The 17,217-nt window shown below is 68.4% G+C and carries 16 protein-coding genes and 1 riboswitch; of the genes, 10 read left to right on the forward strand and 6 right to left on the reverse strand.

Annotation, left to right across the window (positions count from 1 at the left end; all coding sequences use genetic code 11):
• Positions 1 to 27: 27 nt before the first annotated feature.
• Positions 28 to 474: a hypothetical protein gene (locus QPK29_RS03505; RefSeq protein WP_229412137.1), complete on the reverse strand. Its 447-nt coding sequence runs from the start codon at positions 472 to 474 to the stop codon at positions 28 to 30.
• Positions 475 to 699: 225 nt separating this feature from the next.
• Here QPK29_RS03505 and QPK29_RS03510 point away from each other — a divergent pair, with 225 nt between their 5' ends.
• On the forward strand, positions 700 to 2,355 hold the full coding sequence (locus tag QPK29_RS03510; protein ID WP_371769634.1) for a response regulator: 1,656 nt from the start codon (positions 700 to 702) through the stop codon (positions 2,353 to 2,355).
• 9 nt (positions 2,356 to 2,364) lie between these two features.
• Here the strand turns inward: QPK29_RS03510 and QPK29_RS03515 are convergent, their stop codons facing one another.
• A complete protein-coding gene (locus tag QPK29_RS03515; protein ID WP_160409868.1) occupies positions 2,365 to 2,874 on the reverse strand; it encodes a hemerythrin domain-containing protein in 510 nt (169 codons plus the stop codon).
• A 156-nt stretch (positions 2,875 to 3,030) separates the two neighbouring features.
• Here QPK29_RS03515 and QPK29_RS03520 point away from each other — a divergent pair, with 156 nt between their 5' ends.
• The gene (locus QPK29_RS03520) at positions 3,031 to 3,744 is read left to right on the forward strand and encodes a sensor histidine kinase (RefSeq protein WP_056131360.1); all 714 of its coding nucleotides are present in this window, start codon (positions 3,031 to 3,033) and stop codon (positions 3,742 to 3,744) included.
• A 15-nt stretch (positions 3,745 to 3,759) separates the two neighbouring features.
• On the opposite strand, the gene QPK29_RS03525 is transcribed toward QPK29_RS03520, so the two are convergent.
• Positions 3,760 to 5,064: an NAD(P)/FAD-dependent oxidoreductase gene (locus QPK29_RS03525; protein ID WP_371769633.1), complete on the reverse strand. Its 1,305-nt coding sequence runs from the start codon at positions 5,062 to 5,064 to the stop codon at positions 3,760 to 3,762.
• A gap of 79 nt (positions 5,065 to 5,143) precedes the next feature.
• A complete protein-coding gene (locus QPK29_RS03530; RefSeq protein WP_056131354.1) occupies positions 5,144 to 5,647 on the reverse strand; it encodes a hypothetical protein in 504 nt (167 codons plus the stop codon).
• A 178-nt stretch (positions 5,648 to 5,825) separates the two neighbouring features.
• On the opposite strand from QPK29_RS03530, the gene QPK29_RS03535 reads away from it, so the two are divergent.
• From QPK29_RS03535 to QPK29_RS03550, 4 genes are all read left to right on the forward strand, one after another.
• Complete coding sequence (locus QPK29_RS03535; RefSeq protein WP_371769632.1) at positions 5,826 to 6,497, forward strand: hypothetical protein; 672 nt, start codon at positions 5,826 to 5,828, stop codon at positions 6,495 to 6,497.
• 65 nt (positions 6,498 to 6,562) lie between these two features.
• The gene (locus tag QPK29_RS03540; protein WP_267873850.1) at positions 6,563 to 6,691 is read left to right on the forward strand and encodes a hypothetical protein; all 129 of its coding nucleotides are present in this window, start codon (positions 6,563 to 6,565) and stop codon (positions 6,689 to 6,691) included.
• A 91-nt stretch (positions 6,692 to 6,782) separates the two neighbouring features.
• Positions 6,783 to 6,887, forward strand: a riboswitch (TPP riboswitch).
• A gap of 94 nt (positions 6,888 to 6,981) precedes the next feature.
• A complete protein-coding gene (locus tag QPK29_RS03545; protein WP_371769631.1) occupies positions 6,982 to 8,247 on the forward strand; it encodes a D-amino acid dehydrogenase in 1,266 nt (421 codons plus the stop codon).
• 45 nt (positions 8,248 to 8,292) lie between these two features.
• Entirely contained in the window at positions 8,293 to 9,549 is a 1,257-nt protein-coding gene (locus QPK29_RS03550) for a DEAD/DEAH box helicase (protein ID WP_371769630.1), read from the forward strand.
• 135 nt (positions 9,550 to 9,684) lie between these two features.
• On the opposite strand, the gene QPK29_RS03555 is transcribed toward QPK29_RS03550, so the two are convergent.
• Positions 9,685 to 12,375 (reverse strand): bifunctional acetate--CoA ligase family protein/GNAT family N-acetyltransferase, encoded by a 2,691-nt coding sequence (locus QPK29_RS03555; protein WP_371769629.1) that lies wholly within the window; start codon positions 12,373 to 12,375, stop codon positions 9,685 to 9,687.
• 87 nt (positions 12,376 to 12,462) lie between these two features.
• On the opposite strand from QPK29_RS03555, the gene QPK29_RS03560 reads away from it, so the two are divergent.
• Positions 12,463 to 13,413, forward strand: a complete 951-nt coding sequence (locus QPK29_RS03560) for a cation diffusion facilitator family transporter (protein ID WP_056131341.1) — start codon at positions 12,463 to 12,465, stop codon at positions 13,411 to 13,413.
• Here the strand turns inward: QPK29_RS03560 and QPK29_RS03565 are convergent.
• Positions 13,374 to 13,763 (reverse strand): hypothetical protein, encoded by a 390-nt coding sequence (locus QPK29_RS03565; RefSeq protein ID WP_156403795.1) that lies wholly within the window; start codon positions 13,761 to 13,763, stop codon positions 13,374 to 13,376. The two genes, QPK29_RS03560 and QPK29_RS03565, sit on opposite strands and share 40 nt — an antisense overlap.
• Before the next feature lie 144 nt (positions 13,764 to 13,907).
• On the opposite strand from QPK29_RS03565, the gene QPK29_RS03570 reads away from it, so the two are divergent.
• The 3 genes from QPK29_RS03570 (at position 13,908) to QPK29_RS03580 (ending at position 17,126) form a co-directional block, all read left to right on the forward strand.
• Positions 13,908 to 14,249 carry a hypothetical protein gene (locus QPK29_RS03570; RefSeq protein ID WP_371769628.1) on the forward strand — a complete coding sequence of 114 codons (342 nt, stop codon included), beginning with the start codon at positions 13,908 to 13,910 and terminating at the stop codon, positions 14,247 to 14,249.
• 127 nt (positions 14,250 to 14,376) lie between these two features.
• On the forward strand, positions 14,377 to 15,762 hold the full coding sequence (locus QPK29_RS03575; protein WP_371769627.1) for a TolC family protein: 1,386 nt from the start codon (positions 14,377 to 14,379) through the stop codon (positions 15,760 to 15,762).
• On the forward strand, positions 15,759 to 17,126 hold the full coding sequence (locus QPK29_RS03580) for a multicopper oxidase family protein (protein ID WP_371769626.1): 1,368 nt from the start codon (positions 15,759 to 15,761) through the stop codon (positions 17,124 to 17,126). Before QPK29_RS03575 ends, QPK29_RS03580 begins: the two co-directional genes overlap by 4 nt.
• Positions 17,127 to 17,217: the final 91 nt, after the last annotated feature.

Genomic DNA, 17,217 nt, shown 5'->3' on the forward strand with positions numbered 1-17,217 from the left:
CGCCGCCTGGCGCACGCCCGCAATGGATCAGGCGGCTCCGGCCGTCTTTTCCCCGCCCGGGCCCAGCGCCCGGCAACCGACCGCCTGCTCGTTGTGCGCCTCGATGGCGGCCGCGTTCTGGTGGTCCGAGCTTGCATCCACCTTTTCCGGCGCTACCTCGATACGGGTGATGCTGGATGCCACCGACACCGGGTCGCTGGCCGGGAACGTCATTTCCACGGCGTCGTCGAGCAGCGTTTCCTTGGCCATGGCTTCGCGCGGCTCGGCCTCGGCGCTGGCCATCGTGCGGATCGCACGGGCCCATTTCACGACCTTCAGGTCTGCCAGGTCGGCGATGGTATTGATACCGAACGCATCACGCAACGCATCCGCCTGCTGCTGGGTGACGTCGCGCAGCGCCGTCACGGGCTGGTGCACCAGTTCGCGGAAACATTTGTCGTGATGGGTGTCGTTTACGATGATTTGAATATTCATGTCTGTCCTTTCAAGTGGGCCCCTGACACGTTGCCACTATCGCATACGGCCTTGATACGGTATGTGCGGCACCGAACGATGACCGCGCACGATTGGTTTTCGGGTAAGTACGCGCCCGTGCTACCATGACGAATTGCAACAGTTTTTATCAATTATTTTGCAAAACGGCATGCTCTGCTATCCTGCCGAGCTTGTGAATACAGTTTCCGAGCCTGTTCGAACGCCGTGTCCCTTACCGAAAAACCGAAGATTCTCGTCGTCAACGACGACGCCGCCAGCCTGCTTGCACTGACGAGCCTGCTGGAGCAATGGGCCGACGAAAGCAATTACGAGGTCCTGTCCGCGCGCTCCGGCCAGGATGCGCTGCGCCAGGTACTCCGTCACGATTTCGCGGTGATCCTGCTCGACGTGAACATGCCCGGCATGGACGGATTCGAGACGGCCGAGGCGATCCACCTGCGTCCCCGCTCCGCCGACATCCCGATCATCTTCGTCACGGCCTTCCTCGCCGACGAGATCGACCGCCTGAAGGCCTATCAGCGCGGCGCCGCCGATTTCCTGTTCACGCCCGTGATCCCGCAGGTGCTGCGCGCCAAGGTGCAGGTGTTCGTGGCGCTCGCGACGAAGAACGAACAACTGAAGCGCCAGGCGGAAAAGCTGTCCCAACGCACGACCGAGCTGACCGCGACCAATAAACGTCTCGTGCGCGAGATGGAAGAGCGGCGCGCGGCCGAACGCAAGAGCAGCGCCAAGGACGAATTCCTCGCCATGCTGGGCCATGAGCTGCGCAACCCCCTGTCCGCCATCAGCAGCGCCGGTTCGCTGCTCGGCATGCCGGGCGTCAGCGGCGATGCGATCACGCGGGCCCGCGTGATCATCCAGCGCCAAAGCCAGCATTTGTCGCGCATCGTCGACGATTTATTGGATTTGTCGCGCGCCATGTCAGGCAAGATCCTCCTGTCGCGCAAACGCCTGGACATCGCCACGCTCGTCTCCAGCTGCCTCGACACGTTCCGCGCGACGGGCCGCACGACCGGCTACGACATCGACGCGCAACTGGCGCCGGCCTGGGTCGACGGCGACGCGACGCGGCTGGAACAGATCGCGACGAACCTCATCGACAACGCGCTGAAATACACGCCGGCCGGCGGCCGCATCGAGATCACGGTGGTGCCGATCGGCGAAGACGTCGTGCTGCGCGTGAGCGATTCCGGCGTCGGCATCGCACCGGACCTGCTGCCGCACGTGTTCGACGTGTTCGTGCAGGGCGCGATCTCGATCGACCGCTCGCAGGGCGGCCTCGGGATCGGCCTGTCGCTCGTGCGCCGCCTCGTCGAACTGCATGGCGGCACCGTGAGCGCCTGCAGCCCCGGCAACAGCAGCGGCAGCACGTTCGAGATCCGTCTGCCGCGCACCGACGCGGCGCTGTCCGCCGACACGCCCGCGCGCGCCCGGCCGCAGGAAGCGGGCAAGCCGAAAGTCCTGCTGATCGAAGACAACGACGACGGCCGCGAGATGATGGCGACGATGCTCGCCTCGTTCGGCTATCCGGTGTTGCAGGCAGGCGACGGTCTGGAAGGCGTACGCGTGGCATGCTCGGAAACGCCGGACGTGGCCCTCGTCGATATCGGTCTTCCCGGCATCGATGGCTACGAAGTGGCGCGCCGTTTGCGCCAGGACCCGGCGGCGCGTGCGATCCGGCTGATCGCGGTGACGGGTTACGGTCTCGAAGAAGACCAGCGCCGCGTCATGGAGGCAGGTTTCGACCTGCACCTCGTGAAGCCCGTGGATCTGAATGCCCTGCTCGAACAGCTGGCCGCCGCGGCGCCCGCTCCGGACGACGCGGGCCGGCCGCAAATCCAGCCGGCGGCCGCCGGCTGACCGACAGGATTACAGCGTCGACATCAGTTCCTGCTTGCGCAATGCCATTTCCTGGCCCAGCGCCAGCAGGTCGAGGCCCGCCTTCTTCGCCTTCGGGAACATCTCTTTCTCTTCTTCCTTGACGTGGTGCTCGATCTGTTCGCTGAGCACTTTCACTTTCGCGTCGTACAGGTCGTCGTCCGGCTGCATTTCCTGCAACTGCTTGATCAGGTCTTTCGCCGCGGCGTGCTCGACGATCGCCTCGTCGACCATGTCCTCGCCCTCCTCGACGTTTGCCGCGCGCACGGCCGGATAGAAGATTTCCTCTTCGATGGTCGTGTGGGCGATCAGCGCCTTGCAGATCTTGTCCTTCAGCTTTTCCTTGCTGGTGGTGGCCCGGTCGCCCAGCTGCTCGAACTGTTCGAACATCTCGGCCACTTCGCGGTGGTCGGCGGTCAGGAGGGCGATGGCGTCCTGGCCTGCGGCCATGGCGTTCGACTGGGTGCCGGCCCGTGCGCCGGATTGGGTTCTCGTGCTCATGTTGACTCCTTCAGTGGGGTTATCGGCGCTCGGCCAGAGCCCTTAGAATGACCGGATCTGCAACATCGGACTGTACGGGAACTCACAAAGACGATTCCTGCGCCGTCCCGGCCCAAGCTGTTGTATCATCCCGAGAAACATAATTTGGTTGCCTTCATGAAAGTTTCGGAACCTCATCCGCCGGATTCCGGAGAAGACAGCCAGCATGCGGCGCGTGCCGCCGAGCTGGCCGAACTCCTGGCCCATATGACGACCTGCTGGGACGAAGAACGACGCCTGCTGGCCCGCCGGCTGCACGACAGCCTCGGTTCGTCGATGACGGCGCTGACGATGCATCTCGGCCTGCTGTCGCAGCACCTGCAGGACCAGCCGCAGCGCGACCGCGCCGCGCAGATGAAGCAACTGCTGAACAACATCATCGAGACCAACCGCAAGATGCAGTTGGCGCTCTGGAACGACAAGCTGGAATTCCTCGGTCCCAAGGCCGCCATCGCGGAACTCGTGCAGGAATGGGGCCGCGAGCACGGCATCAAGGCGAAAGCCAGCATGCCGGACGAAGATCCCGACTACACCCGCGCCCAGGGCGTGGCACTGCTGCGCTGCGCCGAGGAAGGCCTGCGCAACATCGTCAGGCACGCACAGGCGGCGAAGGTCGACGTGATCCTCGACGACGACGGCGACCAGGCCATGCTGACGGTGCGCGACGATGGCGTCGGCCCCGGCACGGCCGCCTCCCCGCCCGCGAGCTGCTACGGCCTGCGCATGCTGCGCGAACGGGCCCGCACGCTGGGCGGCACCCTGACCATCGGCGCCGGACCGGACGGCAAGGGCACCGCGCTCACGCTGGTCTTTCCGAAACAGGGAAACTGAGAGACGACGTCACGCTCAGTGCAGTTTGACGAGCGGCGTCGTCCGCCGGATCAGGAAGCGCGCGAACGCCATCAGGCCCGTGCGCAGCGGTCCCAGCACGGCCTTGTGGTGCATCAGGTGCAGGCTCATGTACATGATGCGCGCCATGAACCCTTCCACGAACAGGCTGGCGCCCCGTAGCGAACCCATCAGGCTGCCCACCGTCGTCTCGCGGCCGATCGAGACGAGCGACCCGTAATCGCGGTAGACGTAGGGATCCTTCTGCGCTTGTTCACCCTTGTCGAGGCGCAGGAACGTCTTGAGCAGGTAGTCGGCCTGCTGGTGCGCGGCCTGGGCGCGCGGCGGCACGGGCTTGCCGTTGCCGTCCGTGCAGGCCGCGCAGTCGCCCAGCGCATACACGTCGGGCACGCCTTGTACGCGCAGGTGCGCGTCCACCTCGATCTGGCCGCCCTTCGCGACCGGCAGCCCCAGCGAACCCAGGAATTCCGGCGCGCGGATGCCCGCCGCCCACACGCACAGGTCGGCCGGATAGACATTGCCCTTGTTGTCGCTGACCTGTTTCGGGCCGATGCCGTTCACGCGGCAATCCGTCACGACGCGGATGGCGCGCTGGTCGAGCAGGCGCGCGGCCGCGGCGGACACCCGCTCGGGCAGCGGCGCGAGGATGCGCGGCGCGCCCTCGAGCAGGGTGATGCGCACGTCGCGCTTGACCTGCAGGCGCCGGAAGCCATACGCGGCATACACGCCGGACGCTTCGCGCAATTCCGCCGCCAGTTCGACGCCCGTGGCGCCGCCGCCGATGATGACGATGTCGAGGCCGGAGCCGCCGGCGCCGTCCTCCTTCTGCTGCTCGGCCTGGGCGAGCAGGCGCAGCAGGCGCAGGCGGAACCGTTCCGCGTCCTCGGTGGCATTCAGGGAAATCGTATATTCGCGCGCGCCGGGCACGCCGAAATAATTCGACGTGCTGCCGACGGCGATCACGAGCGAGCGGTAGCCGAGCGTGCGTTCGGGCAGCACCTCCTCGCCGTCGCCGGCCGCGGTGACGGGGGCAATCGTGATGCGGCGCGCGGCCGCGTCCAGCGCCGTCATGGCGCCGTACACGAAGGAAAAGCCGCGGTCGTGCGCGAGCATCTGGTACGACAGGCCTTCCTGGTGGATGTCCAGCGTGCCGGCCGCCACCTCGTGCAGCGACGGTTTCCACACGTGGTACAGCCGGCTGTCGACCAGCGTCACCTTGTCCGGACCGAGTTTGCGGCCCAGTTTGCAGGCCAGCTCCAGTCCGCCAGCCCCGCCGCCCACGATCACGATATCGCTTTGCAAGCCTGCCTCCGTCGGTCGCGCCCGTCGCCGGGCTCACGCAGGCAGTTTACTACGGGGCGGCGAAACCGCCCGGCACGGATCAGTCGTGGCCGTGTCCGTGGCCCTTGCCGTGACCGTTGCCGTGGCCGTGGCCATTGCCGTGGCCGTGACCGCGGTCCCAGTCGCCGTGGCCGCGGTCGTCGCGGTACTCGACGCGCTCGACGACACGCACTTCGCGCGGGCCGCCGCGGTAGTCGCCGCGGTAGCCGACATGCTCGCGGTAGCGCGGCACATAGGTGTTCGTGTACCACTCGTCGCGCACGAACAGGACCGGACGGCCGCAGGCGCCGTAGCGGCCGCAGTACCTGGCCCAGTGCTTGCGGTGGCCCGGCGGCACGCGCAGGTACACGGGCTCCGCGACGTAGTGCGGCGCCGGCGTGATGATCACCGGCTGCGGCGCGTACACGACGGGACGCGGCACGTAATCGCCGATGTCGATGCGGCCATAGAAGCCGGGCTGGCCGATGCTGACGGAGACGTTGGTCTGCGCCAGGGCCGGGAGGGAGGCGGCGCACAGCGCCACGCCGAAGATCAGGGCTTTCATAGGATGACCTCGTTGTAATGTTTAAATGAAGTTTATCAAACGAAATCATATGCACAATTCGCTGCAACACCTGCTTACATTGTCGTTCCGGGCGGGATTACAACAAACCGCAGCGCAACAATTCCACTGCGGTAAGTGCGCAGCTACAATCGCGGCCTCAACCACTGAAAGGCTATCGATGTTCGCGAAATACACCGTGCTGGCCACGGCCGCCCTGCTGGCGGCGGGTGCCGCCAACGCGCAGGTCGGCGCAACGGCCGACGTCGGCTCCACCGGCGTGGGCTTCCACGTCGTCGTGCCGATGGAAACCTATTTGAACGGGCGCTTCGGCGTCAACTACTTCCGCCACGACTTCGACAAGACGTCCGGCGGCGTCGACTACGACATCAAGGGCAAGCTGCAGACGTTCGACGTGCTGTTCGACTGGTACCTGACCGAAGGCAGCAACTTCCACCTGACCGGTGGCCTCGTCTACAACGGCAACAAGTTCAATGCGAAGGCAAAGCCGAACGGCCTCGGCGGCTTCACGCTGAACGGCCACGCGTACACGGCCGCCGACGTCGGCCTGCTGACGGGCCGCATCGACTACCGCAAGGCGGCGCCCTACCTCGGCATCGGCTGGGGCAACGCGCTGGCCCGCTCGTCGCGCTGGACCACGAACATCGATCTCGGCGTCTTCTACCAGGGCAATCCGAACGTCCAGCTGGCCAGCGTCGGCTGCACGGTGTCGAACACGGTCTGCAAGACCCTCGCCAACGACGTCGCCGTGGAACGCCTGCGCCTGCGCGACGACGTCGATGCGTTGAAGGTCTATCCGGTCGTGCGCGCGAGCATCGGCTACCAGTTCTGACGATGTGACCGGCGCGCCGCGCGCCGCGGCGTTGCGCTACGATGCCGCCAAAGGAGGCGCACATCATGAACCATCGCGCACGCTGGAGCCTGCTGCTCCTGGCCTGCCTCATGCTGGTGGCCTGCCAGGACCGGCGCGAACCGGTGAAACCCACCGTCGTGCTGGCCTCGGCCGCCATCGCCGTCACGGCCTGACCGCGCGCCTGCCGCGCGGCCTTCCCCACTTCCGGCCCCACCGCGGGCCGGTGTCCCGTTGCATCCTCGTGTTAGAATCTTCCCTGCCATAAGGCAACGCTAGGGGTCCTGCAGCCGCCACCGCGGCTGCGGGTGAGAAACACCCTCCGAACCTGATCTGGGTAATGCCAGCGAAGGGAAGCATGCGGATTCCGGTCGCGCACCGGCTCCGGTACTCCCTTGCCGGCTCCACCCGTCGCACTTACGAGGAGCCGCATGCATCATCCCGATATCGACCCGGTCGCGCGTCCATGAACGTGATCGTCCTGGGCGCCGGCGTCGTCGGCACGGCATCCGCCTGGTATCTCGCAGACGCCGGCCACGACGTCACCGTCATCGAACGCCGGAGCGGCGCCGCGCGGGAGACGAGCTTCGCCAACGGCTGCCAGATCTCCGTCTCGCACGCCGAACCGTGGGCCACGCCCGCCGGCCTGCTGAAGGTCGTGCAGTCCCTGGGCCGCGCCGATGCGCCGCTGCTGTTCCGCCTGCAGGCGGACCCGCTGCAATGGCGCTGGTGCCTGCAGTTCGTGCGCGAATGCGCGCCCGGCCGCGTGGCCGCCAACCTGCGCCGGATCGTCGCCATGGCCGAGTACAGCCGCCGCAGCCTGCAGGCGCTGCGTGCGCGCACCGGCATCGAGTACGACAGCCTCACGCGCGGCATCCTGCACTTCTATACGGACGCACGGGAATTCGAGCGGGCCTGCCATGCGGCCGCCGCGATGCGCGACCTGGGCTGCCCGCGCATGACGGTCGATGCCGACGAGGCCGTGCGGATCGAGCCGGCCCTCGCGACCGTGCGCCGCAAGCTCGTCGGCGCCGACTTCACGGCCACCGACGAATCGGGCGACGTCCACCGCTTCACGACGCAGCTCGCGGCGCGCGGCGCGGCGGCCGGCATCCGTTTCACCTACAACACGACCGTCACGCGCCTGCTGGCCGAAGGCGGCCGCATCCGCGGCGTGGAAATCATCGATGCGGATGGCCGGCATCGCGTGCTATACGCGGACGCCGTCGTCGTCGCCCTGGGCAGTTTTTCCGTCGGCCTGCTGGCGCCGCTGGGCATCCGGCTGCTGATCTATCCGGGCAAGGGATATTCCGCCACCTACCCCATCCTCGACCCGGACGCGGCGCCCACGGTCTCGCTGACGGACGACGGCCACAAGCTCGTGTTCTCGCGCCTCGGCGACCGCCTGCGCGTGGCCGGCACGTGCGAACTGAACGGCTACACGCGCGACTTGAACCCCGTGCGCTGCGACGCGATCACGCGCCGCGTGCGCGCGCTGTTCCCGGACGCCTGCGACTACGCCAACCCGACCTACTGGGCGGGCCTGCGCCCGCTGACGCCGTCGAACGTCCCGTACATCGGCCGCACGCGGTTCGCGAACCTGTACCTGAACACGGGGCATGGGACGCTGGGCTGGACGATGGGCTGCGGGTCGGGGCGGGCGATCGCGGACATCGTGTCGGGGAGGCGGCCGGACGTCGACTTCGCATTTACCGGCGGTTTCCAGGCTTAGCGGTTACACTGTCGCCTTTCGAAAAGAATAGCCGCTTCCGCCACCATGTCGTTCGCATCGCTCGGCCTGATCGACCAGATCACGCGCACCCTCGCCTCGCTGTCCTACACCACGCCCACCGCCGTCCAGGCGCAGGCGATACCCGCCGTGCTGGCCGGACGCGACGTCATGGCGGCCGCCCAGACAGGCACCGGCAAGACGGCCGGCTTCGCCCTGCCCCTGCTGCAGCGGCTCGTGATGGACGGCGCGCAGGTGGCGGCCAATTCGGCGCGTTCCCTGATCCTCGTGCCGACGCGCGAACTGGCCGAACAGGTGCACGAGAGCGTGCGCGCCTACGGGGCCGGACTGCCGCTGCGCACGATGGTCGCGTACGGCGGCGTCAGCATCAATCCGCAGATGATGCGCCTGCGTAAAGGCGTCGACGTCCTCGTCGCCACGCCGGGCCGCCTGCTCGACCTGCAGCGCCAGAACGCGGTGCGCTTCAACCAGGTGCAGACGCTCGTGCTGGACGAAGCGGACCGCATGCTCGATCTCGGCTTTGCGCGCGACATCGACAACCTGCTCGCGCTGCTGCCGAAACGCCGCCAGACCCTGCTCTTCTCCGCCACCTTCTCCGATCCGATCCGGGCGCTCGCGACGAAGCTGCTGGTCGATCCGGTCAGCATCGAGGCCACGCCGCGCAACACGACCGTGAAGGCGATCCGCCAGTGGATCGTCCCCGTCGACAAGAAGCGCAAGCCGGACCTGTTCCTGCACCTACTGAAGCGCCACGGCTGGCCGCAGGTCCTCGCGTTCGTGAAGACCCGCAAGGGCGTCGACCAGCTCGTCGACCTGCTCGACGCGAAAGGCATCGCGGCCGACTCGATCCACGGCGACAAACCGCAGCCCGCCCGCCTGCGCGCGCTCGACCGCTTCAAGGCGGGCGAGGTGCGCGTGCTGGTGGCGACCGACGTCGCCGCGCGCGGCCTGGACATCGAGGAACTGCCGGTCGTCGTCAACGTCGACCTGCCCATCGTGGCGGAAGACTACGTGCACCGCACGGGCCGCACGGGCCGCGCGGGGGCGTCCGGCGACGCGGTGTCGCTCGTGTGCGCGGACGAAGTCCAGCAGCTGGCCGCCATCGAGGCGCTGACGCAGCAGGCCTTGCAGCGCCAGGAGGAAGCCGGTTTCGAGCCCGAGCACCGCGTGCCGCAGACAAATGCGGCCGGGCAGGTCGTCAAGAAGCCGAAGAAGCCAAAGAAACCGAAGGGCACCGACCGCGACGCGCCCGTCGTGCAGGAAGACGTGCGATTCAGGCGCTGACCGGATCGCGCACGTCCGGCAAGGCAAGATGGCGCGCCTGCGCACGATCAGTTCAGCGATCTTGCCTCCGTTCGTTTGTCGCACCGATTTTACGTGACGCAAGCCGGAAAATAACCACGGTTTGTCACCGCGACGTCACCGCAGCTCCAGCCAGAACTTCCTCACCCCCTCGTCCTCGTCCACCGGCCCGACGGTGAACCCGAGCTTCTTCACGAGGCCGATGACGGGCGCGTTCTGCGGCAGCGCCTCGCCCACGATCTCGCGCGTGCCGCGCGCGCGGCAGTACGCGATCAGCTTGTTCATCAGCATGACGCCCAGGCCCTTGCCCTTCAGGTCGGAGCGCACCGTCACGGCGAATTCCGCGCTCATGTTGTCCGGGTCCGCCACGACGCGGGCCACGGCGAGCGTCTCGGGATGGCCGTCCGGCCCCGTGCGCGTGGCGATGAAGGCCATCTCGCGGTCGTAGTCGATCTGCGTGAAGCGCGCCAGCTGCGCGGGCTGCAGCTCGCGCACGCGCACGAACATGCGGTAGCGGACGTCGTCCGGCGTGAGCGCGTTGAAGAACGCCACGTGGGCGGCGCCGTCTTCCGGGCGGATCGGGCGCAGCAGGATCGTCCCGCCCTGCCACGGCACGACGTCTTCCAGCTCGACCGGATACGGCCGGATCGCGAGCCGGTCGAGCGCATTGCCGGCGCGGTCGGCCATCGCGATGCGCATGCGCGCGTCCAGCACGACGGCGCCGTTGGCGTCCGCGAGGAGCGGATTGATGTCCAGCTCGACGATCTCCGGCACCTCGGCGATGAGGCGCGCCACCTGCACGAGCACGGCGGCGATCGCGTCCAGGTTTGCGGCCGGGTGATTGCGGTAGCCGGCCAGCTGGCGCGCGACGCGCGTGCGCGCGATGAGGTCGCGCGCCAGCACCGTGTTCAACGGCGGCAGCGCGACTGCGTGGTCGTTCACCGCTTCCACCGCGAGGCCGCCCTGGCCGAACAGGATCACGGGACCGAACACGGGGTCGGTCGCCGCGCCCGCGATCAGTTCGTGCGCTTCCGGATTGCGCGCCATCGCCTGCACGATGAAGCCGTCCAGGCGCGCATCCGGCTTCAGTTCCGCGAGGCGTCGCGCCATGCGCTCCGTCGCCGCGCGCACGGCGTCGGGCGTGTCCAGGTCGAGCGATACGCCGCCCACGTCCGACTTCTGCACCACGTCCGGCGACAGGATTTTCACGGCGACCGGATAGCCGATGTCCGCCGCCATCGCCACCGCCTCGTCCGGCGTCGCCGCGGCGCGCGTGGGGACGGTGGGGATGCCGTAGGCGTCGAGGATCGCCTTCGTGTCCGGGTCGTCCAGCAGGTAACGGCCCGTCCGGCGGCCCCGTTCCAGCGCGGCGCGCACGAGGGCGCGCGCCCGTTCGCGGTCCGGTTCGCCGTCGCCGACGGACGCCGGCACTTCCATCAGCAACTGCTGGTTGCGGCGGAAGTTCACGATCTGCAGGAAGCCGTTCACGGCCGCTTCCGGCGTGCGGTAGGCCGGCATGCCCGCTTCGTACGCGATCGTGCGCGCCTCGCCCACGGACTGCAGCCCGAGCCAGCACGCGAGCACGTTGCGCGACGACGCCTTCGCCAGGGGCGCCACGGCGCGCGCCACGTCGGCCGGATCGACGACGGCGTTCGGCGCGTGGATCATGACGACGGCGTTGGCCTGCGGGTCGTGCAGCAGCACGTCGATGACGTCGCGGTAGCGCTCCGGCGGCGCATCGCCGCGCAGGTTCAGCTCACCGGTGCCGCTCCATTCGGGCACGAGGTCGCGCAGCCTGGACACCGTCTCCGGCGCGAGTTCGGCCTGGTGGCCGCCGCCGTATTGCAGCGCATCGCTCGCCAGCACGACCGGGCCGGCGCCGTTGCCGAGGAGCGCCAGCCGCTCGCCGAACAGCGGTTTCGCACGGGCGAGCGTCTCCACGGCGGCGAACAGCTGGTCGGTCGTGTACACGCGCAGCATGCCGGCGCGGCGGATCGCGGCGTCGTAGACGTCGTCCGGCCGCGCGAGCACGCCGGAGAGACATGCCCCGGCCGTTGCCGCTTCCAGCGAGCGTCCGGCCTTGAGCATCAAGGTCGGTTTGCTGCGCGCCGCCGCGCGCGCGGCCGACATGAACTTGCGGGCATAGCGCACGCTTTCCGCATGCACCAGGATCGCGGAGGTGCCGGGATCGCTGGCCAGGTAATCGAGCACGTCGCCGAAGTCGACGTCGGACGATTCGCCCAGCGCGAGGATCGTGGAAAAGCCGACATTGCGCGTGCGTGCCCAATCGAGCACGCCCGCCATCAGCGCGCCCGATTCGGACACGAACGCGATCCGCCCCGCCGCCGCGCCGCCCATCGCGATGCTCGCGTTCAGGCCGATGCCCGGCGCCAGCAGTCCGGAACTGTTCGGGCCGAGGATGCGCAGCAAGTACGGGTTGGCGGCATCGAGCATCGCCTGCTTGATGCTGCGGCCGCGCAGGTCGCGCGCCGTCGACACGCCGGCGCTCATCACGATGGCCGCCCGCGTCCCCAGCTCGCCGAGGCTGCGCACGATGCCGGGGATGGTGGACGGCGGCGTGCAGATGATCGCCAGGTCCGGCGCCGCCGGCAGCCGCGCGACGTCCGGCCAGACCTCCAGGCCGTCCAGCGTCTCGTACTTCGGGTTCACGGGGTACAACTGCCCCTTGAAGCCCCCTTCGCGCAGGTTGCGCAGCATGGTCGCGCCGACGCTTCCCGGACGTTCGGACGCGCCGACGAGCGCCACCGATTTCGGGGCAAACAGTTGCTTGAGATTACGTACGCTCATCCACCGCTCCCAGCCGTGCAAGCCCCACCACGCGGATTGGCTACACTTGGTTCGACATAGACAGGATGATATCAGCGCTCACACACCATGACGGAAACAAACAAGGAAGAAAGCGGAAAAGACGGCGGCTCGCGCAAGGTGATCTACGCGGCGATCCTCGCCAACCTGGGCATCGCCGTCGCCAAGTTCATCGTCGCCGCCATCACGGGCAGCGCCGCGATGCTCGCCGAAGGCATCCACTCCGCGGTCGACACGGGCAATGAATTCCTGTTGCTGGTCGGGGAGCGCAACAGCGAGAAGCCGCCCGACAAGCGCCACCCGTTCGGCTACGGCAAGGCCTTGTATTTCTGGGCGCTGCTCGTCGCGCTGTCCGTGTTTTCCCTGGGCGGCGGACTCTCCATCTACCACGGCATCAGCGCGCTGCGCCATCCGGAGCCGCTCGAGGATCCGATGTGGAACTACGTCGTGCTGGGCGTGTCGGCGTGCTTCGAGGGCTATAGCTGGAACGTGTCGCGCAAGGCGTTGAACAAGCGGCGCAAGCCGGGCGCCTCGCTGTGGCAGACGGTCCACGCGAGCAAGGACGCCTCCGTGTTCACCGTGTTCATCGAAGACACGGCCGCCCTGCTGGGCCTCGCCATCGCGGCCGCCGGCATCCTGCTCGGCCATGTGTTCGACAGCCCGTATTTCGATCCGGCCGCGTCGGTGCTGATCGGCCTCCTGCTCGTGGGCGCCGCGTTCGCCCTCGCGCGCGAGACCGGCGCGTTGCTCGTGGGCGAAGGCATCGGCACGGACGCCACGCGGCGCGTGTGCGAGATCCTGCGCGACGATCCGGCCATCGAGGACGTCGGCAAGCTGCTCAGCATGCAGCTCGGGCCGGACGAAGTCCTGCTGACGGCGGCCGTGCGTTTCAACCGCGGCATGCGCATCGACGAAGTGGAGGCGGCGATCGAGCGCCTGGAAAAGGCGGTGGCGGCCGTGTATCCGGCCATCCGCCACATTTATTTCGAATCGGGCGCGCTGCGCTCGGCGATGCGCTGATCGGCCCGCACGACGGGCAGCGCCCGGAACCGCGGCGAGCGGGCGCGGAACTCGCGCAGCAGGCCGTCGACGACGGCCGCGGTGTGCAGCCGCAGCACCGCCGGATCGGGATTGCGCTTCGCCACGGCGGACAGCACGGCGCATTCCGCCAGCTGCGCCAGCGCCACCGCGACGCCGTCGCGGCCCCGCATGACGGGCGCGCTGGAAAAGTGCGGGCGCAAGTGGCGATCCAGCGCGAACGAGCCTTGTACGAGGCGATCCACACCCATGTCGAAGATCACCCGGTCGATGACCTGCGCGGCCCGTTCGCCTACCTGGCGCTGGCTGCGCATGGTCCGTATCGCGAACACACGCCTCAACATCCCATTCCCGTTTGTTCTCGTTGTAATAGCAATATGCTAGCATGCGTGACCATTTTTGCATCAGGCATTGCGCCCTGGATGCATCGAAATGCAACAGTCCATCGTGCTAGAATGCGCCCGATGAAGACCGTAATGCGCTCACTGATCGCCTGGCTGTTGCTGCTCGCCCTGCCCTTCCAGGGCCTGGCCGCGGCACGCATGCTGCCGTCCGTGAGTGCGCCGGCCGTCGCGCACGCGGCGCCGGTCGCGCAGCACTGCCACGCCACGGCCGTGGCCAAGGCGGACGACGGCGATCACCGGCACAAGCACCGCAGCGTCTGCGGCGACTGCTGCATCGTCGTCGCGCTCGTGCCCGTGCCGCTCGTCCCGCCGGCGTTTCCGCCGCCTTCCATCGCGATCCCCTTCCGCGCCGGCCACCTGGCCAGCGTCGACCCGCCCCTGCTCGAACGTCCTCCCCGCCGCCTCGCCGCCTGATCGCTGTAGTCGCCGCCTGCGCCCGTGCGCGGCGGTGCCATTCACGCATTCGCAACGAGGACGACATGAAACGACTCATCCAGACGTACGCGCTGGCCATGGCGCTGGGCGCCCACGGGGAGATGAAATGAACCCGCGACAACGACTTTTACCGCGTGCGGGCGCGGCCGCCGCGCTGGCCCTGCTGGCCGGCTGCGCGACGGTCACGCCGGACCGCGGCTTCGGCGACGTCGCCGCCACGACACAAAACCGCATCGGCACCGCGCCGCAACTGACGCGCGACGCCACCGGGCAAGGCGCGCTCGCCGCATCGCTGCGCGACCTGCCCGTGTTCCGGGAAGGCCGGCCGCTGGACATGGACACGGCCGTGCGCATTGCCCTCGTCAACCACCCGGGCCTGCAGGCCACGTACTGGAACGTCGGCATCGCCCAGGCGGATCTCGCGCAGGCGGCCCGGCCCCGCAACCCGTCGTTCGACTTCACGCGGCTCGCCGGCGGCGGCGCCCTCGAGATCGAGCGCGGCATCACGTTCGACCTCGTCGGCCTCCTGACGACGCCGCTGGCCGCCCGGATGGAGACGCGCCGCTTCGAACAGGTGAAACGCGACGTGGGCGCGGCCATCGAACGCCACGCCCTCGAGACGCGCACGGCGTGGGTCGAGGCGGTCGCCGCGCGGCAGGCGCTGGAGTACGCGCGCCGCGTGCAGGCATCCGCGGACGCGGGCGCGGAGCTCACCGGCCGCATGGCGAAGGCCGGCAACACGAACCAGCTCGAACTGGCGCGCGAACAGGTGTTCCTGGCCGAAGCGGCGCGCGACGCCGCACGCGCGGACAAGCGCGCAACGAGCACGCGCGAACGCCTCACGCGCGCGCTGGGCCTGTGGGGCCGGGAGGCGGACTACGCCCTGCCCGACCATCTGCCCGACCTGCCGGCCGCGCCGGCGGAACTGGCGGACGTCGAACGCATCGCGCTGGCGCAGCGCCTGGACGTGCGCGCCGCACAGGCCGAGGCGGCCGCCACCGCGGCGGATCTCGGGCTCACGCGCACGACGCGCTTCATCAACGTGCTGGACCTCGGCGTCGCCAACAAGACGCAGACGGGCGAGCCGACTGGGCGCGGTTACTCGCTGTCGCTGGAACTGCCGCTGTTCGACTGGGGCGGCGCGCGCGTCGCCCGTGCCGAAGCCACGTACATGCAGGCCGTGAACAAGGTCGCGCTCACGGCCGTCACGGCGCGCAGCGAGGCGCGCGAAGGCTATCTCGCCTACCGCAACGCGTACGACGTGGCGAAGCATTACCGCGACACGATCCTCCCGCTGCGCAAAAGAATCGGGAAGGAAGTCCTGCTGCGCTACAACGGCATGCTCGCGAGTCCGCACGACCTGCTGGCCGATGCGCGCGCGCAGGCCGAAGCGGTCGGCGCCTACATCGAAGCGCTGGACACCTTCTGGACCGCCCACGCCGAACTGGAAGCCACGCTCGGCACCCGATTGAACAAGGAAAAAACCCAATGACCAGCCGCAGAAACTTCATCACTGGCGCGGCCGGCGCCATGGTCGGCGCCTCGCTCGTGTCGAAGGCCGGCGCGGCCGCCATCCCGGAAGCCCCGGTCCAGTCGTCGCCCGCCACCCAGCCGCCGCTGCATCCGACGAGCGGCCGCCCGTACAACCCCGTCGTCACCCTGAACGGCTGGAGCCTGCCGTGGCGCATGAAGGACGGCGTCAAGGAATTCCACCTCGTCGCCGAACCCGTCGTGCGCGAGATCGCGCCCGGCATGAAGGCGAACCTGTGGGGCTACAACGGCCAGAGTCCGGGCCCCACCATCGAGGTCGTCGAGGGCGACCGGGTGCGCATCTTCGTGACCAATAAACTGCCGGAGGCGACGACGATCCACTGGCACGGCCAGATCCTCCCGAGCGGGATGGACGGCGTGGCGGGGCTCGTGCAGCCCGCGATCGCGCCCGGCAAGACATTCGTCTACGAATTCGTCGCGCGCTACGCCGGCACCTTCATGTACCACCCGCACAGCGACGAGATGACGCAGATGGCGATGGGCATGATGGGCTTCTGGGTCACGCACCCGAAGGATCCGCGCCAGCACGCCGTCGACCGCGACTTCGTGTTCCTGCTGAACGCGTACGACATCGAGCCGGGCAACTACACGCCGAACGTGAACACGATGCTGGACTTCAACCTGTGGACCATCAACAGCCGCGCCTTCCCCGGCACGGACCCGATGGTCGTGCGCAAGGACGACAAGGTGCGCATCCGCATGGGCAACCTGACGATGACGAACCACCCGTTCCACATCCACGGCCACCGCTTCGAGGTGACGGGCACGGACGGCGGCTGGATCCCTCCGACCGCGCGCTGGCCCGAGGTGACGGTCGACATCGGCGTGGGCCAGATGCGCGCCATCGAATTCGTCGCCGACAATTCCGGCGACTGGGCGTTCCACTGCCATAAATCGCACCACACGATGAACGCGATGAGCCACGCCATGCCGAACCTGGTCGGCGTCGACCAGGCCGGCGTGGCGAAGAAGATCAACGACCTCGTGCCGGGCTATATGGTCATGGGCGACAAGGGCGGCTCGATGGGCGGCATGCGCATGGCGCTGCCGGAGAACACGCTGCCCATGATGGCGGGCCGCGGGCCGTTCGGCGACATCGAGATGGGCGGCATGTTCACCGTCATCAAGGTGCGCGAGGGACTCGCGCGGGGCGATTACCGCGATCCGGGCTGGTACAGGCATCCCGCCGGCACGGTGGCGCGCGAGTGGACGGGCGCCGTGCCCGACCCGGTCGGCGCACCGGCGGCGCCGGCGTCCGGGGCGGTGATCGGGACGGCGAAACGGGGTGGGCACGAGGGCCACTGACGGTCCCATCACGCCCATCGGGGCGTTGGTCACACAGGTCGCGCGCTGACGCCGGTCGTCTCCGACAATCTGGTCCACCAGATTGAAAGGA

The organism is Massilia orientalis (assembly GCF_030411975.2).
In the GTDB taxonomy this organism is placed as follows: domain Bacteria; phylum Pseudomonadota; class Gammaproteobacteria; order Burkholderiales; family Burkholderiaceae_D; genus Telluria; species Telluria orientalis.

Bases quoted from the DNA above. Each gene is read 5' to 3' on its own strand.
- QPK29_RS03505 (WP_229412137.1), bottom strand. From the start codon at position 474: ATGAATATTCAAATCATCGTAAACGACACCCATCACGACAAATGTTTC.
- QPK29_RS03515 (WP_160409868.1), bottom strand. From the start codon at position 2,874: ATGAGCACGAGAACCCAATCCGGCGCACGGGCCGGCACCCAGTCGAAC.
- QPK29_RS03520 (WP_056131360.1), top strand. From the start codon at position 3,031: ATGAAAGTTTCGGAACCTCATCCGCCGGATTCCGGAGAAGACAGCCAG.
- QPK29_RS03530 (WP_056131354.1), bottom strand. From the start codon at position 5,647: ATGAAAGCCCTGATCTTCGGCGTGGCGCTGTGCGCCGCCTCCCTCCCG.
- QPK29_RS03535 (WP_371769632.1), top strand. From the start codon at position 5,826: ATGTTCGCGAAATACACCGTGCTGGCCACGGCCGCCCTGCTGGCGGCG.
- QPK29_RS03540 (WP_267873850.1), top strand. From the start codon at position 6,563: ATGAACCATCGCGCACGCTGGAGCCTGCTGCTCCTGGCCTGCCTCATG.
- QPK29_RS03545 (WP_371769631.1), top strand. From the start codon at position 6,982: ATGAACGTGATCGTCCTGGGCGCCGGCGTCGTCGGCACGGCATCCGCC.
- QPK29_RS03550 (WP_371769630.1), top strand. From the start codon at position 8,293: ATGTCGTTCGCATCGCTCGGCCTGATCGACCAGATCACGCGCACCCTC.
- QPK29_RS03555 (WP_371769629.1), bottom strand. From the start codon at position 12,375: ATGAGCGTACGTAATCTCAAGCAACTGTTTGCCCCGAAATCGGTGGCG.
- QPK29_RS03560 (WP_056131341.1), top strand. From the start codon at position 12,463: ATGACGGAAACAAACAAGGAAGAAAGCGGAAAAGACGGCGGCTCGCGC.
- QPK29_RS03570 (WP_371769628.1), top strand. From the start codon at position 13,908: ATGCGCTCACTGATCGCCTGGCTGTTGCTGCTCGCCCTGCCCTTCCAG.
- QPK29_RS03575 (WP_371769627.1), top strand. From the start codon at position 14,377: ATGAACCCGCGACAACGACTTTTACCGCGTGCGGGCGCGGCCGCCGCG.
- QPK29_RS03580 (WP_371769626.1), top strand. From the start codon at position 15,759: ATGACCAGCCGCAGAAACTTCATCACTGGCGCGGCCGGCGCCATGGTC.